Annotated in this window: 26 protein-coding genes; 21 read left to right on the forward strand and 5 right to left on the reverse strand. The window is 71.5% G+C overall.

The genetic code is table 11. From position 1 onward, the window contains the following. The first annotated feature begins 20 nt into the window (after positions 1-20). Together ACGH48_RS09960 and ACGH48_RS09965 are read left to right on the forward strand one after the other, a co-directional pair. Positions 21-377 (forward strand): PRC-barrel domain-containing protein, encoded by a 357-nt coding sequence (locus ACGH48_RS09960; RefSeq protein ID WP_123312652.1) that lies wholly within the window; start codon positions 21-23, stop codon positions 375-377. Positions 378-448: 71 nt separating this feature from the next. Beyond that, a complete protein-coding gene (locus ACGH48_RS09965; protein ID WP_396288384.1) occupies positions 449-1,456 on the forward strand; it encodes an SGNH/GDSL hydrolase family protein in 1,008 nt (335 codons plus the stop codon). Here ACGH48_RS09965 and ACGH48_RS09970 read toward each other — a convergent pair. Beyond that, entirely contained in the window at positions 1,404-2,300 is an 897-nt protein-coding gene (locus ACGH48_RS09970) for a universal stress protein (protein ID WP_396288386.1), read from the reverse strand. The two genes, ACGH48_RS09965 and ACGH48_RS09970, sit on opposite strands and share 53 nt — an antisense overlap. 164 nt (positions 2,301-2,464) lie before the next feature. On the opposite strand from ACGH48_RS09970, the gene ACGH48_RS09975 reads away from it, so the two are divergent. Continuing rightward, the gene (locus ACGH48_RS09975) at positions 2,465-2,947 is read left to right on the forward strand and encodes an NUDIX domain-containing protein (protein ID WP_260233030.1); all 483 of its coding nucleotides are present in this window, start codon (positions 2,465-2,467) and stop codon (positions 2,945-2,947) included. A 115-nt stretch (positions 2,948-3,062) separates the two neighbouring features. After that, positions 3,063-5,141, forward strand: a complete 2,079-nt coding sequence (locus ACGH48_RS09980; RefSeq protein ID WP_396288388.1) for a collagen binding domain-containing protein — start codon at positions 3,063-3,065, stop codon at positions 5,139-5,141. Positions 5,142-5,523: 382 nt separating this feature from the next. On the opposite strand, the gene ACGH48_RS09985 is transcribed toward ACGH48_RS09980, so the two are convergent. Together ACGH48_RS09985 and ACGH48_RS09990 are read right to left on the reverse strand one after the other, a co-directional pair. After that, the gene (locus ACGH48_RS09985) at positions 5,524-6,885 is read right to left on the reverse strand and encodes an MFS transporter (RefSeq protein ID WP_396288390.1); all 1,362 of its coding nucleotides are present in this window, start codon (positions 6,883-6,885) and stop codon (positions 5,524-5,526) included. Between the two features lie 230 nt (positions 6,886-7,115). Beyond that, positions 7,116-8,060 carry a hypothetical protein gene (locus ACGH48_RS09990; RefSeq protein WP_396288392.1) on the reverse strand — a complete coding sequence of 315 codons (945 nt, stop codon included), beginning with the start codon at positions 8,058-8,060 and terminating at the stop codon, positions 7,116-7,118. Positions 8,061-8,155: 95 nt separating this feature from the next. Between ACGH48_RS09990 and ACGH48_RS09995 the strand changes: the two genes are divergently transcribed. Beyond that, complete coding sequence (locus ACGH48_RS09995; protein WP_111084054.1) at positions 8,156-8,371, forward strand: hypothetical protein; 216 nt, start codon at positions 8,156-8,158, stop codon at positions 8,369-8,371. 16 nt (positions 8,372-8,387) lie between these two features. On the opposite strand, the gene ACGH48_RS10000 is transcribed toward ACGH48_RS09995, so the two are convergent. Both ACGH48_RS10000 and ACGH48_RS10005 read right to left on the reverse strand, forming a co-directional pair. Next, complete coding sequence (locus ACGH48_RS10000; RefSeq protein ID WP_396288394.1) at positions 8,388-9,131, reverse strand: YidC/Oxa1 family membrane protein insertase; 744 nt, start codon at positions 9,129-9,131, stop codon at positions 8,388-8,390. 63 nt (positions 9,132-9,194) lie between these two features. Next, a complete protein-coding gene (locus ACGH48_RS10005; protein WP_340196083.1) occupies positions 9,195-9,500 on the reverse strand; it encodes a DUF6412 domain-containing protein in 306 nt (101 codons plus the stop codon). 66 nt (positions 9,501-9,566) lie between these two features. Between ACGH48_RS10005 and ybaK the strand changes: the two genes are divergently transcribed. The 16 genes from ybaK (at position 9,567) to ACGH48_RS10085 (ending at position 25,565) form a co-directional block, all read left to right on the forward strand. Beyond that, positions 9,567-10,052 carry a Cys-tRNA(Pro) deacylase gene (gene ybaK / locus ACGH48_RS10010; RefSeq protein WP_123312643.1) on the forward strand — a complete coding sequence of 162 codons (486 nt, stop codon included), beginning with the start codon at positions 9,567-9,569 and terminating at the stop codon, positions 10,050-10,052. Positions 10,053-10,147: 95 nt separating this feature from the next. Continuing rightward, positions 10,148-12,751 carry an ATP-dependent Clp protease ATP-binding subunit gene (locus ACGH48_RS10015; RefSeq protein WP_396288397.1) on the forward strand — a complete coding sequence of 868 codons (2,604 nt, stop codon included), beginning with the start codon at positions 10,148-10,150 and terminating at the stop codon, positions 12,749-12,751. 824 nt (positions 12,752-13,575) lie between these two features. Continuing rightward, positions 13,576-13,809: a hypothetical protein gene (locus ACGH48_RS10020; protein ID WP_396288399.1), complete on the forward strand. Its 234-nt coding sequence runs from the start codon at positions 13,576-13,578 to the stop codon at positions 13,807-13,809. A 152-nt stretch (positions 13,810-13,961) separates the two neighbouring features. Continuing rightward, positions 13,962-14,504, forward strand: coding sequence for an adenine phosphoribosyltransferase (locus ACGH48_RS10025; protein WP_123292807.1), 543 nt, complete (start codon positions 13,962-13,964; stop codon positions 14,502-14,504). A 55-nt stretch (positions 14,505-14,559) separates the two neighbouring features. Then, the gene (gene thrS, locus ACGH48_RS10030; RefSeq protein ID WP_396288401.1) at positions 14,560-16,581 is read left to right on the forward strand and encodes a threonine--tRNA ligase; all 2,022 of its coding nucleotides are present in this window, start codon (positions 14,560-14,562) and stop codon (positions 16,579-16,581) included. After that, positions 16,581-17,150, forward strand: coding sequence for an HIT domain-containing protein (locus ACGH48_RS10035; RefSeq protein WP_123671781.1), 570 nt, complete (start codon positions 16,581-16,583; stop codon positions 17,148-17,150). The genes thrS and ACGH48_RS10035 overlap by 1 nt, the downstream gene beginning before the upstream one ends. Before the next feature lie 13 nt (positions 17,151-17,163). Further along, positions 17,164-18,084 carry a pyridoxal 5'-phosphate synthase lyase subunit PdxS gene (pdxS, locus tag ACGH48_RS10040; protein WP_111084046.1) on the forward strand — a complete coding sequence of 307 codons (921 nt, stop codon included), beginning with the start codon at positions 17,164-17,166 and terminating at the stop codon, positions 18,082-18,084. Then, positions 18,074-18,685, forward strand: a complete 612-nt coding sequence (gene pdxT, locus ACGH48_RS10045; protein WP_123312637.1) for a pyridoxal 5'-phosphate synthase glutaminase subunit PdxT — start codon at positions 18,074-18,076, stop codon at positions 18,683-18,685. Before pdxS ends, pdxT begins: the two co-directional genes overlap by 11 nt. Positions 18,686-18,803: 118 nt before the next feature. Then, positions 18,804-19,571: a YebC/PmpR family DNA-binding transcriptional regulator gene (locus tag ACGH48_RS10050; protein ID WP_123312636.1), complete on the forward strand. Its 768-nt coding sequence runs from the start codon at positions 18,804-18,806 to the stop codon at positions 19,569-19,571. A 2-nt stretch (positions 19,572-19,573) separates the two neighbouring features. Next, positions 19,574-20,218, forward strand: a complete 645-nt coding sequence (ruvC, locus tag ACGH48_RS10055; protein ID WP_123312635.1) for a crossover junction endodeoxyribonuclease RuvC — start codon at positions 19,574-19,576, stop codon at positions 20,216-20,218. Further along, positions 20,215-20,835 (forward strand): Holliday junction branch migration protein RuvA, encoded by a 621-nt coding sequence (gene ruvA, locus ACGH48_RS10060; RefSeq protein WP_396288405.1) that lies wholly within the window; start codon positions 20,215-20,217, stop codon positions 20,833-20,835. Before ruvC ends, ruvA begins: the two co-directional genes overlap by 4 nt. Further along, on the forward strand, positions 20,832-21,875 hold the full coding sequence (gene ruvB / locus ACGH48_RS10065) for a Holliday junction branch migration DNA helicase RuvB (RefSeq protein ID WP_123312633.1): 1,044 nt from the start codon (positions 20,832-20,834) through the stop codon (positions 21,873-21,875). Before ruvA ends, ruvB begins: the two co-directional genes overlap by 4 nt. Positions 21,876-21,966: 91 nt before the next feature. Further along, complete coding sequence (gene yajC / locus ACGH48_RS10070) at positions 21,967-22,368, forward strand: preprotein translocase subunit YajC (RefSeq protein WP_123312632.1); 402 nt, start codon at positions 21,967-21,969, stop codon at positions 22,366-22,368. Between the two features lie 91 nt (positions 22,369-22,459). Then, entirely contained in the window at positions 22,460-24,211 is a 1,752-nt protein-coding gene (secD, locus tag ACGH48_RS10075) for a protein translocase subunit SecD (protein WP_396288408.1), read from the forward strand. Next, on the forward strand, positions 24,211-25,218 hold the full coding sequence (gene secF / locus ACGH48_RS10080) for a protein translocase subunit SecF (protein WP_222657705.1): 1,008 nt from the start codon (positions 24,211-24,213) through the stop codon (positions 25,216-25,218). Before secD ends, secF begins: the two co-directional genes overlap by 1 nt. Further along, complete coding sequence (locus ACGH48_RS10085; protein ID WP_123312629.1) at positions 25,218-25,565, forward strand: rhodanese-like domain-containing protein; 348 nt, start codon at positions 25,218-25,220, stop codon at positions 25,563-25,565. The genes secF and ACGH48_RS10085 overlap by 1 nt, the downstream gene beginning before the upstream one ends. Positions 25,566-25,614: the final 49 nt, after the last annotated feature.

Genomic DNA, 25,614 nt, shown 5'->3' on the forward strand with positions numbered 1-25,614 from the left:
GCACTCGGAAGGAGTCCTTCGTGTTCGAAGCCGCCAACATCCGTGACTGGATCGGCCTGCCGGTCGTCGACGAGGCCGAGGACAAGGTCGGGACGCTCGAGAGCATCTACTACGACACCGCCACGTCCGAACCGACGTTCGGTGCGCTCACGACCGGGCTCGTCGGCTTCCACAAGCTCGTGTTCGTCCCGCTCGTCGGGGCGACCGTCGCGCCGAAGCACCTGCGTGTCGCCTTCCCGAAGAAGCTCGTGAAGGACGCGCCGTCCATCGCGACCGACGGCGAGCTCGACGCCGCGACCGAGCCCGAGCTGTACCAGCACTACGGCATCGAGTACCGCACGGGCAGCGGCGGCGAGCGCCGCCTCGGACGCCGCTGAGGCCGCACCTGCTCCGCATCGTCCGCCGACCACTGCGCGCCGCCCTGGCGGTGGTCGGCGCCGCCTGTCTCGTGGCGGCGGGCCTCGGCGGGTCCGTCGGTGCGCCGTCGGCGTCGGCGGCGCCGATGTGGCCGGTGCCGGCGCCGTACCCCGTCACCGGCGAACCCGCCGAGTCGCTCGACGCGATCCCGCCTGGGAGCGAGTACGTCGCGCTCGGCGACTCCTACTCGGCCGGGTACGGCCTGCGGGACCGCACCGGACTGCCCACCACCGCCTGCGTGCAGTCGGCGCGCGACTACCCGCACCGGCTCGCGGCGCAGTTCGGGCTCGCCCTGACCGACGTCACCTGCGCCGGCGCCACGAGCGACGACGTCACCACGGGCCACCAGTTCGACGGGGTCCCACCCCAGATCGAGGCGTTGTCCGACCGCACCCGGCTGGTGACCCTGACGATCGGCGGCAACGACGCCGACCTGTTCGGCACGGCCGCGTCCTGCCTGGCGATCTCCGCGGACGGCCCGGTGTTCTCGGGCCGCGACGCCCCCTCGTGCGAGAGCACCCTGGTGCGGGACGGCGTCGACCAGCTCGCCGTGAAGATCCAGTCGCGCGTGGCACTCGGCATCGCGGACACCCTGGGCGCGGTGCAGCGGGCCGCCCCGAACGCCGTCGTCGTGTTCCTCGGGTACCCGGCGATCTTCCCCGACGCCGAGGACACCCCCGCGAAGGGCTGCTTCCGATCCGCGCTCGACCTCGGCACCCTGGCGGGTTCGTTCCCCTCGGACACCTACCCGTTCACGGACACCGACGTCGAGTACCTGCACGGGGTCCAGGACGAGCTCAACGAGGTCTCCCGGTCGGCTGCCGACGCCGCCGGGGTGCGGTTCGTCGACGTCTTCGCGAGCACCCAGGACCACTCACCGTGCGCGGCGTCGAAGCGCTACGTCGCCGGGGTCACCCTGACCGGCTCCGGTGACCTGCGGAAGATCGACCTGAAGGCGGGCGCCCTGCACCCGAACGAGCGCGGCGTCACCTACCTGACCGCGCGGATGGCCGCCGCGATCCGCGCCCTCGCCGGCTGAGCGCACCGTCGGCCGCGTCCACTGACGCGGCCCGCGCGTCGGGGTGCGCCGCCGGTGGCACGACGCAGACGGGGGCGGCCGTCTCGCGCACCACGTCGTGGAGCAGCGAGCCCGACAGCGCCCGCACGTGGCCGCGGCCGAGCACCACCAGCGACGCCCGGCGGGTGTGCGAGGCGATCGCGTGGCCCGGGTGCCCCTCGACCAGCAACGGGCGGAGGCGGAGTGACGGGTACCGCGCCGTCAGGACGGACGTCACCTGCTGCAGCAGCTCGGCGTTGCGCGTCCGCCACCGGAGCGGGTCCTCGGCGAAGTCGGTGAGCCCCGTCCGGGTGAGCACGGGCATCTCCCACGCACGCAGCAGCGTCAGCCGGCGGTTCCGCCGGACGGCCTCGTCGACGGCGATGGACACCGCCCGCTCGTCGATCGGGTCCTCGACCGCCAGCACGACGTCGCCGTCGATCGGGTGCGGACCCTCCGGTACGACAACCGTCGGGACGGCCGCACGCTCGGCGACCCGCGCCGGGTCCCCGCCGGCCGTCGACCCGCGCCGGTGGCGGAAGCTCCCGATCACGAGCAGGTCGCCGCCGTCCGACTCCTCGACGAGCGCGGCCGCGAACGGGCCGGCGTGCCGGTGCACCTCGACCGCCACACCGGGCAGCGCGGTCCGCGCGGCCTCGGCGAGCTGGTCGGCGACCGGGGTCCGGCCCTCCAGCGCGTGGTCGGCGCCGATGATCCGCAGCCGTTCGATGCCCGTGCCGACCCGCGCGGCGATCCACCGGAGCGCCTCGTCGTGGGGCATCGCCGCGTCGGCGGCCAACGTCACCGTCGTCCATCGCTCGTCCATCCCGATCGGCCTCCTTCGTCGCAGGTCCTCCGGGGGCGTCACCTGGCGCTCCGTGCGCCACACGGTACTCCGGTCGGGGGCCGTGGAACCGGCCGTGCGCGCTGGTGACCGGCGTGACGGACGCTCGCCGGGCCTCCCGTCCGACGCCGCGTAGTGTCGCAGGCGTGGTGGTGAGCGCCGGACTGTTGCTGCACCGGACCGGTCCGACCGGGCCGGAGGTGTTCGTCGCGCACATGGGCGGGCCGTTCTGGCGGAACCGACCGCGAGCCTGGTCGATCCCGAAGGGGCTCGTCGAACCAGGGGAGGACCCGCTTGCGACGGCGCTGCGCGAGTTCGGCGAGGAGATCGGCGTCCCCGCACCGGTGACTGCCGACGCGGTCGCGGACCTGGGCGAGTTCCGGCAGGCGTCCGGCAAGCGCGTGCGGGTGTTCTCGGCCTCGGCGCCGGGGTTCGACGTCGCCGCGGTGCGGAGCAACACCGTCCGGCTCGAGCTGCCGCGCGGCTCGGGGCGGTTCGTCGACGTGCCGGAGGTGGACGACGGGCGGTGGGTGCCGGTCGACGAGGCACGGGAGTTGCTCGTCGCCGGTCAGGTCGCTGCGCTGGACGCGCTGCTCGTGCTGCTCGCCGGGCCCGCTGCTGCCGGCTGAGGGGATCGCCCGTTCCGGGTGATCACGATGTGGTGACGGGCCGGACACGCGCACGGGGCCGTGGATAACCTGGCCGGGCGTCGGGAGGGCCGACGCGACCACCAGGGGAGTACAGATGCGGCGCTGGCGCGCGGTCACGGCGGGGCTCACCGCCCTCGCACTCGGAGCAGGACTCGCGATCAGCGGCGCGACGAGCGCCTCGGCGGAACCGGCGGGCAACTGGGGCACGTTCACGCTGAGCGGCGCGTCGAAGGCGTACACCGGCACGATGACGTTGCCCGGGTTCCCCGCCACGACGTTCACCTCGAACTCGCGGCAGTCGACCGTCATCAGCGGCGCGTCGACCTGGCAGTCGGCAGGGACGCCGTCGGGCGCGGTCTACGGCACGAGTCGGGCGCAGACGTACATGAACCAGCGGCCGTTCGCCGACTCGCCCACCACGGCCGGCGCCTCGACCACGACCTACACGTTCGACGGCGCGACGCCCGGCGCAGAGAGCTGGTCGTTCGTCCTGGGCGACATCGACGCCGACCAGGCCACGATCTCGGCCACGGTGGCCGGTGGTGGTGCGGCAACCGCGGAGCAGCTCGGTTACGAGGGGTCCTACAACTCGTGCTCGGCGGCACCGGCGCCGGGCGGCTGGTCCTGCACGCCCGACCCGGACGGCACGACGGGCCAGGACGAGCCGACCTGGGACGAAGCGACCCGCACCCTGACCGGCAACGCCGCCGCGTCGGACACCGCGGGTGCCTCCGCCTGGTTCACCCCGACCGTCTCGCTGACCAGCCTGACGATCACGTACCAGCAGCGCAGCGGGTTCCCCGTCTACCAGACCTGGTTCGCCAACCGCACGGCGGCGATCAGCGGCACCGCGACGCTCGACGGCGCGGCGATCCCCGGCGCCACCGTCACCGTGACCGCACCGCGCGGCACCGTGTACACGACGACCACCGACGCCGACGGCGACTACGTGTTCCCGCAGTTGCCGGTGATCGCCAACTACCGGGTCGAGATCACCCCGCCGGCGGGTGCTGACGGTCCGGAGCAGCCGCAGCGGGTGTCGCTCGCCGTCGCCGGCACCCCGGGCGGTGTGGACGGTACCGCCGACTTCGCGTTCACGTCGCCGCCGGAGACCGTCGCGGTGATCGGGAGGGTGACTGACGAGGAGGACCACCCCGCGGCCAACGTGCCCGTCGTCATCGACGTCCCCGGGGGCGACCCGATCGAGACCACGACGAACAGCGACGGTGTGTACACCGCATCCGACCTGCCCGCGGACACCGCTGTGGAGGTCTCGGTGGCCGGCGAACCACCCGTGTCGATCACCACCGGTGACGCCGGTGCCGCACCGGCCGAGCCCGAGCCGATCGTCGCCCCGCCCGCCGTGATCGCCACCGTGAACGGTGTCCTGTCGCTCGACGGGACACCCGTCCCAGCCGGCGTCGTCGTGGAACTCCTCGACGAGAACGGTGCCGTGGTCGGCTCGGACACCACCGACGCCGACGGCCGCTACGTCTTCGCCACGGTGACCGGCACCTACACGGTCCGCACGGTGGTCCCCGCTGCGGGTGCGACCGGCGACACCGCGAACACCGGCATCGAGGCGCTGGCCGGCACCAGCGTGAGGTCGGACCTGCCGTTCACGTCGGCCGCCGAGCCCGAGGTCGTCACGACCGACCAGCCCGGCACCGTCGTCGACACGAACGGTGACCCGATCGCCGACGTCGAGGTCGTCGCCACCCCGACCGAGGACGACGCCGGCGACCCCGTCACCGTCTCGACCGACGAGGACGGCGCGTTCGACCTGACCGGCCTGCAGCCGACGACCGAGTACGTGATCACCGTCGACGTCGACGGCGCCACCCCGGCGACCGTCGTCACGCCCGAGGACGGTGCTGCGACGCCGCTGGCCTTCGTGGTCGACGCCGCGGTCACCCCGGTGCCGTCGCCGTCGCCCAGTGCTCCGACGCCGAGCACCTCGCCGACGGCGGTCCCGACCGTGCCCGCTGCCGGTGGCTCGGGCGACGCGCCGGCCGCTGGTTCGGGTGACGTCGGCGACGGTGGGCCCCTCGCCTACACGGGTGCCGACCTCAAGCCGGGGCTCATCGCGGCCGGGGTGCTCGTGCTGCTCGGTGCGGCGCTCCTGACCTACCGCGCGGTGCGCAACCGTCGCCGGAGCCACCTGCAGGACTGAGGGCCCCACGACGACGAGGGGCGGGTCCGGCGCGATGCCGGGCCCGCCCTTCATCGTCGGTGCGCGCCCCGAGGTTCCGAAATCTGCCCATCTCGGCGTCCCGAACGGCAGTTCGTGGAACCTCAACGCAACGCGAACGGCAGTTCATGGAACCTCATCGCCGCGCGGACGGCACGTCGCCGCGGCCCCTCGCCACACGCCGCCGCCCTCCGCCGCGACGACGACACGCCCGGGTCTCGCCGCCGAGGTTCCACGACATGCCGCCGCCCCACCGCCGAGGTTCCACGGATGGCCGCCAGGACCGTCGAGATGCCGATATTTTGGAACCTCGGCGCCGCACGGGCACGGGTACGCGCCCGACGACGACGCGCCCGCGCCCGCGCTACTGCGTGCGGTGAGTGCGGTGCGACCCCGTGACCGTCGCCACCGAACCCGTCAGGGTCTGGATCGCCCGACCGACGACGGGCACCGACGTGGTGACCACCGCGAGCGAGGACGTGATCGCCTCGATCGACGACGTCGACAGGTGCTCCTGCCCGACCGAGTGCACCGGGAAGCCCCGACGCGCCAGGACGACGACCCCGAGCGAGCCGAGCAGCACGGCGCCCCCGGCGAACGGCAGGTACTGCAGCCCGACGATCCCGAGCGCCTGCCCGCCGATGGCCGCGCCACCGGCGATGCCGATGTTCGACGCACCGTTGATGAGCGCGCCGGCGATGTCGGGGGAGACGCCCCCGGAGCGGATCGCCGCCGCCATGAAGAGCGTGCCGGTCGTGCCGTTGGCGGCCATCCACACGCCGGCGACGACCATCGTGCCGACCAGGGAGCCGTGCACGAACGGCATCGCGGCGAACGCGGCGGCCATCACGGCGACGGAGGCGATGAGGGTCTGCCGCGGAGCCCGGTCGACGAACATCCCCGCGAGCCAGAGGCCGATCACCCCGGTGCCGCCGAGCACGAGCAGCGCACCACTCACCATCGAGGCGTCGAGTCCGGCGTCGATCGCGTAGGGCCCGACGTAGGTGTAGACGACGTAGTGCCCGGCGAACAGGAGCAGGTCGGCGATCACGACGGACAGCAGGCCGGTGCGCGCCCAGGCCTTCGGGGACCCGATGTGCGGCGACGACGCACCGCTGACTGCGGGCAGGAACAGCAGTGCCACGGCGGCGAGCACGGCGGCGGCGACACCGATCGAGAACACGGCGGGACGCCAGCCGATGTGCTGCGCGACCCAGGTGGCGACGGGCACGCCGAGCACGAAGCCGAGCGAGCTGCCCGAGTACACGAACGCGATCGCCCGGCCGGCCAGGCGCGGCGGCACGATCCGGGTGGCGTACGCCGAGGCGACCGAGAAGAACAACGCGTGCGCGACGCCGCCGACCACTCGGCCGGCGCAGACGACGGCGAACGACGGTGCGAACGCGATCATGAGGTTCGAGACCGTGTAGCCGACGAGCGTCGACACGAGGACGGCCTTGCGGGGGAGCTTCGCGGTGAAGGCGGTGAGCGGCAGCGCCAGGAGTGCCACGGCCCCGGCGTACACGGTGACGACGATGCCCATGGTGGCCTCGGAGACGCCGAGGTCGGCGCTCATCGTGCCGAGCAACCCGACGGGCATGAGCTCGGTGGTGATGGCGAAGAACGTGGCCAGCCCGAGCACGGCGATGCCGACGATCGACTGGGTGGTGACGGTGATCGGCCGCGTGTTCGTCGACACGGCCGAGGTGGTGGTGTTGGTGGACACGCTGCTGACCTCCTCCGGGGCACGGGCGAGCGCGCGACGGCGCCGTTCGGGGGGAACGACGGTGACCGGAGGGTCTGCGGGGCGCGCTCGCTGTGGATGTGGGTGATGTGGGTACGACTCCACGGCGAGTGCGCTCATCCAGTGTTGCACGATGGACCGCAGCCCGCGAGGGGGTCGGACGAGATTCTCGGAGCGCTCCAATACTCGGACCGACGAGAAGGGGCACCCGCTCAGTTCTCGTTCGTCACCCGCCCCTGCACCCCGCCGCCGCGCAGCGCGATCGTCAGCGTCCCGCTCATCGACTGCGCCGACATCGACACCGAGCCGTGCAGCGCCGCCTCGCGCGGGAAGCACGCCGTCGACGACTCGATCCGGTTCGCCGTCGCGACGAGGCAGATCGTCGACCGGTCCGTGCCGATCCCGGCCCACACGGCCCACGGCGTGTCGAACGAGCTGCCGTCGAGCGCCCGGTTCGTGAACACGAGCCGCGTGGAGTGCAGGCTCACCGGCGCCTCCACCGGCCCCGGCAGCTGGTCGGCGTAGGTCTGCGGGACGTCGAGCAGCTGCTCGAGCGTCACCGTGCCCGCCGTGGGCGTGACGCTCGGTGCCGCCGCGACGTCGCCACGCACGGGCCCGACGACGGTGCCGGCAGCGAACGCGACCCCGACCGCTGCCGCCGCGCCGAGCGCGACCCAGAAGCGCGGCCGTTCCGTCCAGAGCAGCGTGCGCCACCCGGACCGTCGCGCCGGTTCGACCGGGAGGCCCGACTCGCCCCCGCCGTCACCACCCGCGTCGTCGACACGCTCGGGTTCCCGGGCGTCGGTCGCCGCCCACGGTCCGGCCGGCGTCCGCAGGGACGACTCCGGCTCGGCAGCAGCCGTCGGGCGCTCCGGAGCCGACCGCTCCGGCGAGCGCTCCGGCGAGGGCACGGGCGGTGGAGCCGACCGTTCGGGGGACGCGACCTGCGCGCTGGCGGGGGCCGTGCCTCCCGACCGCTCGCCCGACCCCGAGGCGGACGCGACACCCGCGCCCGCCCGCCGACCACCGGACCGCCGCCCGCTCGCCAGGTCCTGCAGCGCGATCCGGGCGCGCGCCGCGTCGGCGGGGCTCGATCCCGCTCCCCAGGCGACGGCCTCGAGCCGTGCCCGTTCCGCTGCCACGTCGTCGTGGGCCATGCGCACTCCCGATCTGCCGGTCGCGTGGACTCCCTTCATCGTGGCACTGCGCGGACGGCGGCGCGCACCCAGAACGAGGGGAGTAGGCGTGACCCATGAGCACCGAACCCGAACCGCGGCACGACGCCGACCCGGAGACCCTCGAGCCGCTGAGCCACGACACCCAGTCGGGCGAGGCGGACTACGTCGCGACGAGCCCCGGCGGGACCGGCACGGAGCGCCACGTGCCGACCGCCGACGAGGAGCAGGGCCGCGGCACCGAGTACGACCCGGTCGACCAGGGACCGCAGCAGGAGGGCCAGGGCGGCTGACCGGATCCGGACCGCGCTACCGGATGACCCGGCGCAACACCGCGCGCTCGCCTGCCGTCCACGCGGCGCTGGTCACGACGTACAGCGCGGCGGCGAGCGGCGCGATCGCGGCGAACACGACCGTGATGAACGGTGCGAACCGCCCGATCGCCGCGATGGCGGCGGCACCGGGAACCTGCGCGCCCGGCTCCGGCGGGGGCAGCGGGTTCCAGCGCAGGTTCGCCCGACGGCTGAGCTCCACCACGACGGCGAGCACGGCGAGCAACAGCACCACGACCCAGGCGTGCACCCAGAGCGGCGACGTCAGCGTGACGATCAGCGAGTGTCCGAGCGGGACGCCGACCAGGGTGGCCTCGAGCAGGGCGTTCGCCGCGCCGCCGATCGACGCGTGCGTGAACAGGGCGTAGACGAGGGACAGCACCGGAGCCTGCGCGAGGACGGGCAGGCAGCCGGCGAGGGGCGAGACCTTCTCGTTCGTGTAGAGCTGCTGGACGGCGCGCTGCAGCTGCTCGGCGTTCTTCCCGTGACGCTTCCGCAGTGCGGCGAGCTGCGGCGCGAGCCGACGCCGGTCGCGCTCCGCCCGGACCTGCAGCACGGACAGCGGGACGAGCACGGCTCGGACGGCGAGGGTGAGCAGCACGACGGCGATCGCCGCGGCGAACGAGCCGGCGACGGGGGAGAGCGCCGCGGTCAGGGCGGCGACGAGGTCCGCGCCGCCCTGCAGCAGCGGGCCGACGAGGGGCAGGGTGGACAGGTCCATGACGGTTCCGATCGGTGGTGGTGCAGAGCAGGGGTCGCGACGGGCCCGGCCACCGATGGGTGGTCAGGCCGGGGCGACGACTCCCGGAGCACGCGATCGGACGTGCCCGTCGGCATCGGGGTGACTCCATGCGATGCGCGTCACCAGGTCGGGGACCGCGTCGCGCTCGACGACCGTCGTGCCGAGTCCGAGCACCGCGGCGAGCACCGTGGCGAGCACCTGCGCGACGAGCACCGCCACGGCGACGGCCGTCAGACCGAGCGCGGCGACCGCCAGGAGCGGCAGGACACCGCTCGCGGGGTCGCCGACTGCTGGCGCACCGAGCACGAGCGCGGCGGCGGCGCGGAGGATCAGCAGGGCGACGGTCATGGTCGGTTCAGCGTAACGCCCGCGTGCCGCCACGGACAGGACGGGAGCACGGGAGAGGATCGGCGCATGACCGCAGGTTCGCCGAGCACCCCAGCGACCGTCGCGCTCGACCGAGCCGGGGTGTCGTACACGCCGCACGTGTACGACCACCACGAGAGCGCCACGAACTTCGGCGAGGAGGCCGCCGCCGCCCTGGGACTCCGCGAGGAGCAGGTCTTCAAGACCCTGGTGGTGTCGGTCGACGGCGCACTGGCGGTGGCGATCGTGCCGGTGGCGAACCGGCTCGACCTCAAGGCCATCGCCGCGGCCGTCGGCGGGAAGAAGGCGACGCTGGCCGATCCGGCCCTCGCCGAGAAGCGCACCGGGTACGTCGTCGGCGGGATCAGCCCGGTCGGCCAGAAGTCCCGGATCCGGACCGTCCTCGACGAGTCGGCGCTGGCGTACGACAGCATCTTCGTCTCCGGTGGTCGCCGCGGGTTCGACATCGAGGTCGCGCCGGCCGACCTCGCGCGGGTCACCGACGCGGTCTCCGCTGCGATCGCGCGGACCTGAGTCGGGTCGCCGCAAGTTTCTCTCCGGACCGGGAATGACCCTGGTTCTCCTGCGTTGCATTGAGTCGAAGGCACTCAAGTTCCCAGGAGGTCCCTTTGCCAGAGACGTTCGGCCCGACCAGCGGCAGTGACTCGTTCGACGAGTTCCTCGCCCGACTCCTCGCGGCGCAGAACACCGGCGACCCGCAGCGCGTCCGTGCGTTCGGCCGACCGGTGGACATCACGCGGCTCCTCAGCCGCCGTACCCACGAGCTGCTCCAGCACACCGCCGAGTACGCGGTGTCGCAGGGACAGCGCGAGGTCGACGCACTGCACCTGCTGCACGTGCTCGTCCGCACCGAACCGTTCGACGCCGTCGTCCGTTCCGCCGGGGTCGACCCCGAGCGCCTCGCCGCCGAGATCGAGCAGCGCCTGCCGATGGCGCGCGAGCCGCAGGCCGAGCAGACCGGTCGCCCGGCCCTCACCGCCACGGCGCAGCGCATCCTCGTCGAGGCCACCCAGGCCGCGCGGGGCTTCGGCAGCACCTACACCGACCCCGAGCACGTCTTCTTCGCGCTCGTGACCGACCAGGAGACCGTCACCGGGCAGCTGCTCGCCAGCGCCGGTGTCACCCCGCAGGCCATGCAGGACTACGCCCAGCAGGCCGCGGCAGCAGCACGAGAGGGGCGCCCCATGCCCGGAACCGACACAGCACCCGGCACGACCGAGACCGACAGCGACACCCCGACCCTCGACCAGTTCGGCACCGACCTCACCGCGCGGGCCCGTGACGGCCGCATCGACCCGGTGATCGGTCGTGCCGACGAGATCGAACAGGCGGTCGAGATCCTGCTCCGCCGCACCAAGAACAACCCCGTCCTGATCGGCGAGCCCGGGGTCGGCAAGACCGCCATCGTCGAGGGACTCGCGCAGCGCATCGTCGACGGCGACGTCCCGTCCCTGCTGCAGGGCAAGCGGGTCGTCGCACTCGACCTGCCCGGCATGCTCGCCGGCACCCGGTACCGCGGCGACTTCGAGGAGCGCCTGACGAAGGCCATGGACGAGATCGCGGCGCACGCCGACGAGCTCATCGTCTTCGTCGACGAGCTGCACACCGTCGTCGGCGCGGGTGGTGGCGGTGAAGGCGGCTCGATGGACGCCGGCAACATCCTCAAGCCCCGGCTCGCTCGCGGCGACCTGCACCTGGTCGGCGCGACCACCCTGAACGAGTACCGCCGGATCGAGAAGGACGCCGCACTCGAGCGTCGCTTCCAGCCGGTCACGGTCGGGGAGCCGAGTGTCGAGGACGCCGTCGCGATCCTGACCGGACTCGCACCCCGGTACGAGGAGCACCACGGCGTCGTCTACTCGCCGGAGTCGCTCCGCGCCGCCGTCGAGCTCTCACACCGCTACGTCACGGACCGGCACCTGCCGGACAAGGCCATCGACCTCATCGACCAGGCCGGCGCCCGTCGCCGGCTCGCCCGCTCGGGTGACGTCGACGTCGAGGCCCTGCGCGACCAGGTCGCCGAGCTGCTCGCCGAGAAGGACCGCGCGGTCGCCGAGGAACGGTACGAAGAGGCGTCGCGCCTGCGCGACGAGACGGTCGGACTGGAGGCCCGGATCGCCGCCGCCACGTCGGCGGACGCTGGGCGCGCCTCCCGTCCGGAATCAGTGGGCACCTCGATCACGGAACGCGACATCGCGGGCGTGGTGTCGCGTGCCACCGGCATCCCGGCGACGCGCCTGACCCAGGGCGACCGTTCACGGCTCGCCGTGCTCGAGCAGGAGCTGCACGAGCACGTCGTCGGCCAGGACGACGCCGTCGCGGCGATCGCGAAGGCCGTCCGGCGCAGCCGCACCGGCATGGGCGACCAGCGCCGACCGGTCGGCAGCTTCCTGTTCCTCGGCCCGACCGGCGTCGGCAAGACCGAGCTGGCGAAGGCCCTCGCGTCGTCGCTGTTCGGTGACGAGTCCGCCATGCTCCGCTTCGACATGAGCGAGTTCGGCGAACGCCACACCGTCTCGCGCCTGGTCGGTGCGCCTCCCGGGTACGTCGGGTACGACGAGGCCGGGCAGCTCACCGAGCGTGTGCGCCGCAACCCGTACTCGGTGATCCTGCTCGACGAGGTCGAGAAGGCCCACCCCGACGTGTTCAACCTGCTGCTGCAGGTGCTGGACGACGGTCGGCTGACCGACGGCCAGGGGCGCACGGTGGACTTCCGGAACACCGTCGTCATCATGACGTCGAACATCGGCTCGGAGTTCCTGGCCTCGCGGTCGGGCGCCCTCGGGTTCGCGCCGGTGGGCACGACCGGCGGCTACGCCGAGGACGACCTCCGTGCCCGTGTGATGGGCAAGCTGCGCGAGGCCATGCGGCCGGAGTTCATCAACCGCATCGACGAGATCGTGCTCTTCCGCAAGCTCGACCGGTCGCAGATCGCGTCGATCGTGTCGCTGCTGCTGCAGGACACGGCGCTCCGGCTCGTCGCGCAGGACATGGTGCTCTCCGTGTCGGACGCCGCGGTCGACTGGCTCGCCGAGCACGGGTACGAACCCGAGTACGGCGCCCGTCCGCTCCGCCGGCTCATCCAGCGCGAGGTCGACGACCGCATCGCGACGCTCGTGGTCGACGGTGGCGCGACCACAGGGGACACCGTGCGGATCGACGTCGAGGGCGACGTGCTGACGGCGGCCGTGGTGGAACCCGCGACGCTGTAGCAGCCGTCCGACCACGAGGGCCCGGTACCGATCAGGTACCGGGCCTTCGGCGTGCGCGGACCGCCGCCATGCGCGCCACCGCCGCGCACCGTGCGTGCTCCGTCACACGGTGCGAGGTTGCCCGCACCGTGCGCGCCTGCGATCCCGCACCGAGCGCGCAGGCTGCCACCGTCCCGCGGACGACGCACGGTGCAGCCGGGAGGCCCTGCTCCGGTGCACGACGGGAACTCGGCACGCAGCCTGCTCGTCGACACGAGTACACCAACCTCGCACCGTGATCAGCCTGTTCGGAATGCAATTCCGGATCTTTTCCGGAAAAGGGGTTGCGCTCTGAATTGCGGTGCCGATAGTGTTCACTCGTCGCGAACGGTCGAACATTCGACCCGGACGACTCCGCCAGCTCGAGACCGAAAGGGGGCCGACCATGATGATCACAACGACCACTCCGTTCCGTGGAATCCGTGGACGCGTCGGTACCCCGTTCCGCGTCCGCTGACCCGGAGCGTCCCACTCTCCTGACATCTGTGCCTCCGGGCGCCGTGCGCTGAGCCGATCAGGCTTGTGCAGCACCGGTTCGTTCGTCCGACGAACGGCTCGACGGCACGTTGGTGCGTCCCGTCCGATCTGTACGGACGACGCCGGAAGAATGTCGGTGGGCAGTGCGACGCTCTCGGGGTCGACGTGCATTCCGCGATCGTTGTCCGAACATTTCCGGACCATCCCGGAGTGCATTCCCACGCATTCAATTCTCGCTGCCCGCGATCCGGGCGGTTTCGTCATGCCCGACACCCGGGCAGCTCTGCCATGCCCTGAAGGGGATCACCGTGTCCACGAAGACCACCACCCGTCCACCCGATACCCGCGCGGTGCGCCGCCGGGTCTCACTCGCCGACCGCATCGCACTCCGGGTCGGGATGTCGCTCATCATCTGGAGCCGACGCACCCGCAAGGAGCGGCCCGAGGTCGACCTCGCCACGCTGGCCCGCACGGAGCGCGAACGCCAGCAGCGCGAGGCCGACCTGCTCCTGCAGGCCGCACTCATGCGTGCCTGGCGCTGAGCCGGCCGCCCGCTGCACGAACCGTGCGAGGTTCCGTACTCGGTGACCGCCCCTCCGGGAGACACCGAGTACGGAAGCTCGCACCACCCCGGACATCCCTCGCACCGTGCGGGGCGTCCGGACGCACCCCGGGCCTCCCGTACCGTTGATGGGTGACCGAAACCGCAGCTGCACTCGTCGAACGCCTGACCGCCGTCGTCCCGGACTTCCCGAAGCCGGGGGTGCTGTTCCGTGACGTGACGCCGGTGTTCTCGGACGCCGTGGCGTTCGGCCGCGTGTGCGAGGCACTCGCCGCGCCGTTCGCGGTCGGCGCCGGGTTCGACGCCGTCGCCGGCATCGAGGCCCGTGGCTTCGCCCTGGCCGGTGGCATCGCCGCACAGCACCAGGTGGGCGTGCTCACCGTGCGCAAGGCCGGCAAGCTGCCGGGCGAGGTCCTCAGCGAGCAGTACGCGCTCGAGTACGGCGAGGCCGAGCTCGAGCTGCGCCCGGGCCAGCTGCCCGCGGGCACCCGGGTCCTCGTCGTCGACGACGTCCTGGCCACCGGCGGCACCGGAGCAGCCACCATCACGCTGCTCGAACGCGCCGGGTACCAGGCCGTCGGGTTCGCCGCGCTGCTCGAGCTCGACGGGCTGAACGGACGCGAGCGGCTCGAGCCCCGACTGCCCGTCACCACGCTCGGCGCCGTGCCCGCCTGACCGCCGCGCGCGCACTAGTCTTGACGCACCATTTCGATCGAGGAGTCCCATCATCGTGACCGAGTCAGTCGCACCCGCGCCCGCAGAGCTTCCCCAGGCACCCGAGCCCCGGACCGCGACGACCACCACGACGGGCACCGAGCTCTTCGACGGTGAGCGCGGCGTCGTCGCGATCCGTGTCGACGGTGTCCTGAAGGACCTCGCTGCCGACGTCCAGGCCGGCGAGACCGCCGAGGCCGTCACCCTGCAGGAGCAGGACGGACTCGACATCCTCCGTCACTCGGCCGCGCACGTGCTGGCGCAGGCCGTCCAGCAGATCAACCCCGACGCCAAGCTCGGCATCGGGCCGCCCGTCACCGACGGCTTCTACTACGACTTCGACGTCGCCGAGCCCTTCACGCCCGAGGACCTCAAGGCCATCGAGAAGGGCATGGACCGCATCGTCAAGCAGGCCCAGCGCTTCCGCCGCGTGGTCGTCACCGACGAGCAGGCGCGCGAACTGATGGCGGGGGAGCCGTACAAGCAGGAGCTCATCGGGCTCAAGGGCGCGGCGACGGACGGCGACTCCGGCGAGAGCGTCGAGGTCGGCGCCGGCGAGCTCACCGTGTACGAGAACGTCGACCCGAAGTCGGGCGAGGTCGTCTGGCAGGACCTCTGCCGCGGCCCGCACGTGCCGCACACCCGGTGGATCGGCAACGCCGCGAAGCTCATGCGCGTCGCAGCCGCCTACTGGCGCGGCTCGGAGAAGAACCCGCAGCTGCAGCGCATCTACGGCACCGCGTGGCCCGACAAGGACCAGCTCAAGGCGTACCTCGTCCGCCTCGAGGAAGCCGCGAAGCGCGACCACCGCAAGCTCGGTGCCGAGCTCGACCTGTTCTCGTTCCCCGACGAGATCGGTTCCGGCCTGGCGATCTTCCACCCCAAGGGCGGCATCATCCGCCGCGAGATGGAGGACTACTCGCGTCGCCGGCACGAGGAGAACGGCTACTCGTTCGTCTACACGCCGCACATCACCAAAGGCGACCTGTTCGAGACCTCCGGGCACCTCGGCTGGTACAAGGACGGCATGTTCCCGGCCATGCACATGGACGAGGCCAAGGACGAGGACGGCAACGTCACGCGGCAGGGTGCCGACTACTACCTCAAGCCGATGAACTGCCCGATGCACATCCTGGCGTACCGGTCGCAGCCGCGCTCCTACCGCGACCTGCCGCTGCGCATGTTCGAGTTCGGGACGGTCTACCGCAACGAGAAGTCCGGCGTCATCCACGGCCTCACCCGCGTGCGCGGCATGACCCAGGACGACGCCCACATCTTCACCACGCAGGAGAAGATGAAGGAGGAGCTGACCACGACCCTCGAGTTCGTGCTCTCGCTGCTGCGCGACTACGGTCTCGACGACTTCTACCTCGAGCTCTCGACGAAGGACCCGGAGAAGTACGTCGGCGACGACGAGGTCTGGGACGTCGCCACGAACACCCTGCGCGAGGTCGCCGAGGAATCCGGCCTGGAACTCGTGCCCGACCCCGCCGGCGCCGCGTTCTACGGCCCGAAGATCTCGGTGCAGGCGCGTGACGCCATCGGCCGCACGTGGCAGATGTCGACCGTGCAGCTGGACTTCAACCTGCCCGAGCGCTTCGGCATCGACTACACCGCGGCCGACGGCTCCCGTCAGCGCCCGGTGATGATCCACCGCGCGCTGTTCGGCTCGATCGAGCGGTTCTTCGGCGTGCTGACCGAGCACTACGCGGGCGCCTTCCCGGCCTGGCTCTCCCCGGTGCAGGTCGTCGGCATCCCCGTCGCGGCCGAGTACGGCGACTACCTCGACGAGGTCGTCGCGAAGCTCCGCTCGCACGGCGTCCGCGCCGAGGTCGACCACTCGGACGACCGCATGCAGAAGAAGATCCGCACGCACACCAAGGCGAAGGTGCCGTTCCAGCTCATCGCGGGCGGCGACGACCGCGACGCCGGGGCGGTGTCGTTCCGCTTCCGCGACGGACGGCAGGACAACGCCGTGCCCGTGGACGAGGCGGTCGACCGCATCCTGACGGCGATCCGCGAGCGCGCGCAGGTCTGATGACGGACGAGCAGGACCCGCTGGTCATCCGGGACGCCGCCACCGGAGCGGCCGTCCCGGATGCCTTCCAGCGCCTGTGGAACCCGCACCGGATGGCGTACATCGACGCCGGGCGCGAGGGCACGGGTCGCGGGCACGCCGACGACTGCCCGTTCTGCGAGGCACCGCGGAAGTCCGACGAGGACGCCCTCATCGTCGCGCGGGGCGAGCACGCCTACGTGCTGCTCAACCTGTTCCCCTACAACAACGGACACCTGCTCGTCTGCCCGTACCGCCACGTGCCGCTCTACGACGAGGCCACACCGGACGAGCTCCGCGAGATGGGCGAACTCACCCAGACCGCGATGCGGGTCCTGCGTGCCGTGTCGCACTGCGACGGCTTCAACATCGGCATGAACCAGGGCGAGGTCGCGGGGGCCGGCATCGCCGCGCACCTGCACCAGCACATCGTGCCGCGGTGGCAGTCCGACGCGAACTTCTTCCCGATCATCGCGCGGACGAAGTCGATGTCCCAGATGCTCGGGGACACCCGCCGACTGGTCGCCGAGGGCTGGCCGGCAGCGGACTAGACTGATCGGCATCATGAGCGACAGCACCAGCACCTCCGGCACCCCTGGCACCTCGATCACCGGCTCCGACCGCGTCAAGCGCGGCCTCGCCGAGATGCTCAAGGGCGGCGTCATCATGGACGTCGTCGACGCCGAGCAGGCCCGCATCGCGGAAGAAGCCGGCGCGACCGCGGTCATGGCCCTCGAGCGCGTCCCCGCCGACATCCGCGCACAGGGCGGCGTCGCCCGCATGTCCGACCCGTCGATGATCGAGGAGATCATCGCCGCCGTGTCGATCCCCGTCATGGCGAAGGCCCGCATCGGCCACTTCGTCGAGGCGCAGGTGCTGCAGGAGCTCGGCGTCGACTACATCGACGAGTCCGAGGTGCTCTCTCCCGCCGACTACGTCAACCACATCGACAAGTGGAACTTCACCACGCCGTTCGTCTGCGGTGCCACCGAGCTGGGCGAGGCGCTCCGTCGCATCACCGAGGGCGCCGCGATGATCCGTTCCAAGGGCGAGGCCGGCACGGGTGACGTGTCCGAGGCCACGAAGCACATCCGCACGATCAACAAGGAGATCGCGGCGCTGCGCCACCTCAAGGAGGACGAGCTCTACGTCGCCGCCAAGGAACTGCAGGCGCCGTTCGAGATCGTGCGCGAGGTCGCCCGCACCGGCAAGCTCCCCGTCGTGCTCTTCACCGCCGGCGGCGTCGCCACCCCGGCCGACGCCGCGATGATGATGCAGCTCGGCGCGGACGGCGTGTTCGTCGGCTCCGGCATCTTCAAGTCCGGCGACCCGGCGAAGCGTGCCGCGGCGATCGTCAAGGCCGTGACGTTCCACGACGACCCCAAGGTCATCGCCGAGGTCTCGCGTGGCCTGGGCGAGGCGATGGTCGGCATCAACGTCGCCGACGTCCCCGCACCGCACCGCCTCGCCGAGCGTGGCTGGTAGCACGACGGGCGGCGCTCGGCCCCGCATCGGGGTCCTGGCACTGCAGGGTGACTTCCGCGAACACATCGCCTCGTTGACGGAACTCGGCGCCGACGTCGTGCCGCTCCGTCGACCCGAGGAGATCGCGGCCCTCGACGGCGTCGTGATCCCCGGCGGCGAATCGAGCGTGATGGACAAGCTGTCCCGGGCGTTCGGCGTCGCCGAGCCCCTCGCCGAGGCGATCCGTGGGGGCCTGCCGACGTACGGGACCTGTGCCGGCATGATCATGCTGTCGTCACGGATCACCGACGGCATCAGCGGGCAGCAGACCCTCGACGTGCTCGACACCACGGTGCGACGGAACGCGTTCGGCAGCCAGAACGACTCGTTCGAGGTCGACGTCCCGATGCCCGAACTCGGCGACGCCCCGGTGCACGCGGTCTTCATCCGTGCCCCCGTCGTCGAGCAGCACGGACCCGGTGTCCAGGTCCTCGGCGCGTTGGCGGACGGTCAGGTCGTCGCGGTGCAGCAGGGCAACGTGCTCGCGAGTGCGTTCCACCCCGAGGTCGCCGGCGAGGACCGCTTCCACCGCCGCTTCCTCGCCATGGTGCGCAGCGCCTGACGTGAGCCGCGCGCCCTGGGCCCGGCCGCCTGCGCGCCCGCACCGGCGGGGCGGGGCGGCGCCGGGCCTCCCGGCTGGGTAAACTGACCCCGACTTTCCGCAAGACGCAAGGAGAACCGTGTCCGGGCATTCCAAGTGGGCGACGACCAAGCACAAGAAGGCCGTCATCGACGGCCGCCGTGCCAAGTCGTTCGCCAAGCTCATCAAGAACATCGAGGTCGCCGCGAAGATGGGTGGCGCCGACCTGTCGGGCAACCCGACGCTGGTCGACGCGATCCAGAAGGCCAAGAAGACCTCGGTCCCGAACGACAACATCGACCGTGCCGTCAAGCGCGGTGCCGGCCTGACCGGTGAGTCGATCGAGTACACGACGATCATGTACGAGGGCTACGCCCCGAACGGTGTCGCGATGCTGATCGAGTGCCTCACCGACAACAAGAACCGCGCAGCGGCCGAGGTCCGGACGGCGATGTCCCGCAACGGTGGCACCATGGCCGACCCGGGCAGCGTCGCCTACAACTTCTCGCGCAAGGGCGTCATCTCGGTCACGAAGGTCGACGGCCTCGACGAGGACACCGTCATGACCGCCGTGCTCGACGCCGGTGTCGAGGACGTCATCGACCAGGGCGGCGGTTTCGAGATCATCACCGAGGCGAGCGACCTCGTCGCGGCCCGCACCGCGCTGCAGGACGCCGGCATCGACTACGACTCGGCCGACGCCGAGTTCGTGCCCGGCCTCAAGGTGCCGGTCGACGCCGAGACCGCCCGCAAGGTCTTCCGCCTGATCGACGCGCTCGAGGACAGCGACGACGTGCAGAACGTCTACGCGAACTTCGAGGTGCCGGCGGACGTCCAGGCCGAGCTCGACGAGGACGAGGGCGAGTAACCGTGCTCCGTGTGCTCGGGGTGGACCCCGGGCTCACCCGGTGCGGCGTCGGCGTCGTCGAGGTCGCACCGAACCGGCGCGCACGGCTCGTCCACGTGACGGTCGTGCGCACCCCGGCGGACATGCCGCTCGAACAGCGGCTGCTCCGAATCGCCGACGGCATCGCCGCCGAGATCGACGAGCACCACCCGGACGCGGTCGCCGTGGAGCGCGTGTTCGCCCAGGCGAACGTCCGCACCGTGATGGGGACCGCCCAGGCGGCCGGTCTGGCCCTGCACGCCGCCGCGGCGCGCGGGCTGCCGGTCGGCCTGCACACCCCGTCCGAGGTCAAGGCGGCCGTCACCGGCTACGGCAACGCCGACAAGCGCCAGGTGCAGACCATGATCGCGCGCGTGCTCGGTCTGGACGAGGCCCCGAAGCCGGCCGACGCCGCCGACGCGCTCGCGCTGGCCGTGTGCCATGCCTGGAGGCTCGGATCACCTGACGTCGCCGGCGAGCGTGCCACGAACCTCACCCCGGCACAGCGCGCCTGGCGCGATGCACAGGGCGGCACCGTCGACTCCCCGCTCGCCCGTGCGGCCGCTGCCGCGGCGCGACCGCGTGGCTCGTCGGCCGCGTCGGTGGGCAGCCGTAGGCTCGGGGCATGATCGCGAGTCTCCGGGGTACCTGCATCGACATCGCCGGTTCCGCCGTGGTGATCGAGGCCGGGGGAGTCGGGTACGCCGTCACCGTGACCCCGGCCCACGCGCTGACGATGCGCCACGGGGCCGAGGTGTTCGTCCGCACGGCGATGATCGTGCGCGAGGACGAGCACCTGCTCTTCGGCTTCGAGTCGACCGACGCCCTCCAGGTCTTCGACCTGCTGCGCAGCGTCACGGGCGTCGGGCCGAAGTCCGCGATGGGCGTCCTCGCCCACATGGACCCGTCGCAGGTCGCCAACGCCGTCGCGAAGGACGACGACGGCGCCTTCCGCAAGGTCTCCGGCATCGGCCCGAAGACCGCGAAGCTCATCATCCTCGCGCTCACCGGCAAGCTCGCCGCGTTCGAGCAGGCCGCCGTCGTCACCGCCGGTCGAGGCACCGCCGCGCACCCGGCAGCCACCGACGTCGTCTCCGCACTGGTCGGTCTCGGCTGGCGCGAGGACGCCGCACAGACCGCCGTCGACGAGACCGTCGCGAACGAGCCCGGGGCCGCGGCCATGGGGACGCAGGCGCTGCTCCGTGCCGCGCTCGGTGCGCTCCGGCCCGCCGGTGCCGGTCGATGAGCGGCATCACGTCAGCCGGAGCCGAGTCGCAGGAGGAACTCGCCTTCGAGGGTGCCCTCCGTCCGCGGTCGCTCGACGAGTTCGTCGGGCAGCGCAAGGTGCGCGGGCAGCTCGACCTGTTGCTCAAGGCCGCCGGCATGCAGGACCGCACCCCGGACCACATCCTGATGGCGGGTCCTCCCGGCCTCGGTAAGACCACACTCGCGATGATCGTCGCGCACGAGACCGGTCGTCCCCTGCGGATGTCGAGCGGGCCCGCGATCCAGCACGCCGGCGACCTCGCGGCCGTGCTGTCCTCGCTCGTGCCGGGCGAGGTCCTGTTCATCGACGAGATCCACCGGATGGCGCGCTCGGCAGAGGAGATGCTCTACCTGGCGATGGAGGACTTCCGGATCGACGTCATGGTCGGCAAGGGCGCCGGCGCGACGAGCATCCCGCTCGACCTCGCACCGTTCACCCTGGTCGGCGCCACCACCCGCGCCGGCCTGCTGCCGAACCCGCTCCGTGACCGCTTCGGCTTCACGGCGCACCTCGAGTTCTACGAGAAGGACGAACTCGAGCAGGTCCTGATCCGCGCCGCCCACCTGCTCGAACTCGACATCGACCGGTCCGCGCTGCGCGAGATCGCCGGGCGCTCCCGCGGCACCCCGCGCATCGCGAACCGGCTGCTCCGCCGGGTCCGTGACTACGCCCTCGTGCACCGCACCACCGACGGCATGGCTGCCGTCCAGGGCGCGCTCGACCTCTACGACGTCGACGAGCTCGGCCTCGACCGCCTCGACCGCGCCGTGGTCGAGATCATGCTGACCCGCTTCGACGGCGGACCGGTGGGCCTGAACACCCTCGCGGTGTCGGTCGGTGAAGAGTCCGAGACCATCGAGTCGGTCGTCGAACCCTTCCTCGTCCGGGTCGGTCTGGTCACGCGCACCCCGCGCGGCCGCATCGCGACACCGGTCGCGTGGCGGCACCTCGGCCTCACCCCGGGGCAGGGCGTCGGACCGCTCCCGGGCCTGTTCGACGACGCAGACACCACCGACTAGCGGCCGATCGGTCGGGTGACATGCCACGCACAGTGGCGTGCCCTAGACTGCTACGGCCCGAAACCGAGCAACCAGAGAAGGCAACTGCATCATGGGTCAAGAAGTCATCCTCATCGTCATCGTCGTGGCGTTCGCGGCCTTCATGTTCTACAACAGCCGCAAGCGCAAGAAGCAGCAGGGCGAGCTCGCCACCAAGATGGTGCCGGGTGCTCGCGTGATGCTGTCCTTCGGCCTGTACGGCACGCTCCTCTCGGTCGACGACGAGAAGGTCACCGCCGACGTCGAGATCGCACCGGGCACGGTCGTCACGGTGCACCGTCAGACCCTGTCGCGCGTCGTCGACGACAGCGCCTCGGACATCGAGACCACCGCGACGCCGGAGGACGAGGCCAAGCCCGTCGCCGAACTCAACGGGGAGCCGGTCTACGGCGAGCGGGTCGACAACGACCGCCTCGACGAGACCGACGCCACGAAGCGCAAGTCCGACGACTGACGCCCTCGGCCGCCGGGTCGTCTGACCCGGCGGCTTCCCTCTGCCGTCGTGCCTGAGTGCCGATGGTCCTGACAGAAAGACGAGACGACCGGTGGCACGATCGACACCCGTCAAGAAGGCGCTGCGCTCGCTCACCTGGTTGGTGATCCTGATGGCGATCCTCGCCGGCCTGAACACCGCCGCGTCGATCCTCGCCGGCAGCTCGAAGGACGACACGGACAAGTGGTACCAGGGCGCGAGCTGGGTCCCCGAGCTCGCACTGGACCTGCAGGGCGGCACGCAGCTGACCCTGGCGGCGCAGAACACCGAGGGCGACTCGGTCACCTCGCAGCAGCTGCAGCAGGCGGTGGAGATCATCCGCCAGCGCATCAACGCCACCGGCGTCTCCGAGACCGAGATCAACACGCAGGGTGCGAACAACATCGTCGTGTCGATCCCCGGTCGGCCCGACAAGGCCACGATCGACCGCATCGAGGCGGCCGCGAAGCTGACGTTCCGCCCAGTGCTCTTCACCGAGGCCGCGACGAACTCCGCCGTCGGTGACGACGGGAAGTCCACCGCCTCGCCGACGCCGTACTCGCCGCCCGCCTCGCTCGCGGCGACGCCGAGCGCGAAGCCGACGAACGGCAGCGACGTCAACTGGGTGACCCCGGCGCTCCAGGACCTCTACACGAACTACAACTGCGCCGCCCCGGACGACGTCACCTCCGCTCCGGACGACGAGCCCCTCGTCACCTGTGACGCCGACGGTGCCGCGAAGTACATCCTCGGCCCGGTCGAGGTCTCCGGTGCGAACATCAGCAACGCCACCTCGGGTCTGGCCACCGACTCGCAGGGCACCTCGACGGGCCAGTGGGCCGTCAACCTGACCTTCGACGGTCAGGGCACGAAGGACTTCCGCACCGTCACGAACCGTCTCGTCTCGCTGCAGGCGCCGCAGAACCAGTTCGCGATCGTGCTCGACGGCTCGGTCATCACGGCCCCGTCCACGAACTCCGCCATCACCAACGGCAAGGCGCAGATCACCGGCTCGTTCACGGCCGAGTCGTCGAAGACGCTCGCCGACCAGCTCAAGTACGGTGCGCTGCCGATCAACTTCCAGGTGCAGTCGAACGAGAACATCTCGGCGACGCTCGGCACCGCCCAGCTCATCGGTGGTCTCGTCGCGGGCCTGATCGGGCTCGTCCTGGTGATCATCTACTCCGTCATCCAGTACCGGGCGCTCGCGTTCGTCACGGTGCTGTCACTCGGGGTCGCCGCGGTGCTGACCTACCTGGTCATCGCGATCATGTCCTGGCGCGTCGACTACCGCCTGTCGTTGGCGGGTGTGGCGGGTCTGATCGTCGCGATCGGCATCACGGCCGACTCGTTCATCGTGTACTTCGAACGCATCCGTGACGAACTCCGCGACGGCCGTGCCCTCGAGAGCGCGGTCGAGTCCGGCTGGAAGCGTGCACTCCGCACGATCCTGGCGTCCGACGCGGTGAACTTCCTCGCAGCCGTCACCCTGTACGTGCTCGCCGTCGCCGACGTGAAGGGCTTCGCGTTCACGCTGCTCCTCACGACGCTGATCGACATCGTGGTGGTCGCGCTCTTCACCCACCCGATGATGCAGCTCATCTCCCGCAGCCGGTTCTTCGGCGAGGGGCACAGGTTCAGCGGGCTCGACCCGGCGGCGCTCGGTGCGGTCTACAAGGGGCGCGCGCAGTTCCGCGCTCCCGTGGTGGACGGCAAGCGCCAGCGCAGCGCCGGTGAGGCGCAGCGCCGACAGACGATCGCGGAGCGGAAGGCCCAGCAGGCCTCCGGCGACAACGGCTCGACGCCGGACGGGAAGGACGACTGATGGCCAGCTTCAGCCAGTTCGGCAGCGACCTCTACACGGGCAAGCGGTCGTACGACATCATCGGACGACGCAAGACCTGGTACCTCATCGCGCTCATCATGATCGTGATCTCGCTCGCCACCCCGTGGCTGCGCGGCGGGTACCAGCTCGGCATCGAGTTCACCGGCGGCTCCGAGTTCACCCTGTCGGACGTCAAGAACACCGACCAGAGCATCGCGACCGACACCGTCGAGCGGGTCGTCTCGGACGAGATCCCGCGCGTCTCCCAGCTCGGGACGCACGGCATCCGCGTGCAGACCGGCCAGCTCACCGACCGCCAGACGACCGAGGTGCAGGACGCCCTGGCCGAGGCGTACGACGTGCCGGAGAGCCAGGTCGCCGCGACCTTCATCGGTGCCACGTGGGGTGCCGACGTGCTGGCCCAGGCCATCCGCGGTCTGGTGATCTTCCTCGCCCTGGCCGCCGTGTTCATGACGCTGTACTTCCGTACCTGGAAGATGTCGCTGTCCGCGATGGCGGCCCTGCTGCACGACCTGCTGATCACGGCGGGCGTGTACGGCATCGTCGGGCTCGAGGTCACGCCCGCAGCCGTGATCGGATTCCTGACGATCCTCGGCTACTCGCTCTACGACACCGTGGTGGTGTTCGACAAGGTGCGCGAGAACACCGCGCAGGAGTCGATCCGGACCTTCAAGCAGTCGGTGAACCTCGCGGTGAACCAGACGCTCGTCCGCTCGATCAACACCTCGGTCGTGGCACTGCTGCCCGTCGCGGCGATCCTGTTCATCGGGTCGTACGTGCTCGGCGCGGGGACCCTCCGCGACATCTCGCTCGCACTGTTCATCGGCATCATCGTCGGGACCTACTCGACGATCTTCATCGCGTCGCCGATGTACGCGCACCTGCGCGAGAACGAGCCGAAGATCAAGCAGGCGGACGCGAAGAAGACCGAAGCGGCGGCCAAGCGCCAGCGCGAGGTCGACGCCGCGGCCACGGCGGACGTCTGATGCCGATCGAGATCACCGAGGTCGACGTCGCCGAGGCGCGACGTCGACTGGAGTCCGGCGCACGACTGTTCGACGTCCGCGAGCAGGGGGAGTGGGACGAGGTCCACGCGCCGGAGGCCACGCTCGTGCCGATGTCCGAGCTGGTGAACCGGTGGCAGGAGATCGACGGCGGCGACGAGCCGGCGATCATCGTCTGCCACTCGGGCGCCCGTTCGTCACGCGTGGTCGCAGCCCTCGAGCAGTCCGGCGTCTCCGCGGTCAACCTGACCGGCGGCATGGTCGCCTGGGAGCAGTCCGGCGCCCCGGTGGTCCGCGACGCCCAGGGCGAACCGGGTCACGAGCACTGACCGGACACGCGTAGTGTTGTCGGATCGAGCTCGGATCGAGCTCTCGGAC

Origin of the sequence: Curtobacterium pomorum (assembly GCF_044497295.1) — a bacterium.
Lineage (GTDB): Bacteria > Actinomycetota > Actinomycetes > Actinomycetales > Microbacteriaceae > Curtobacterium.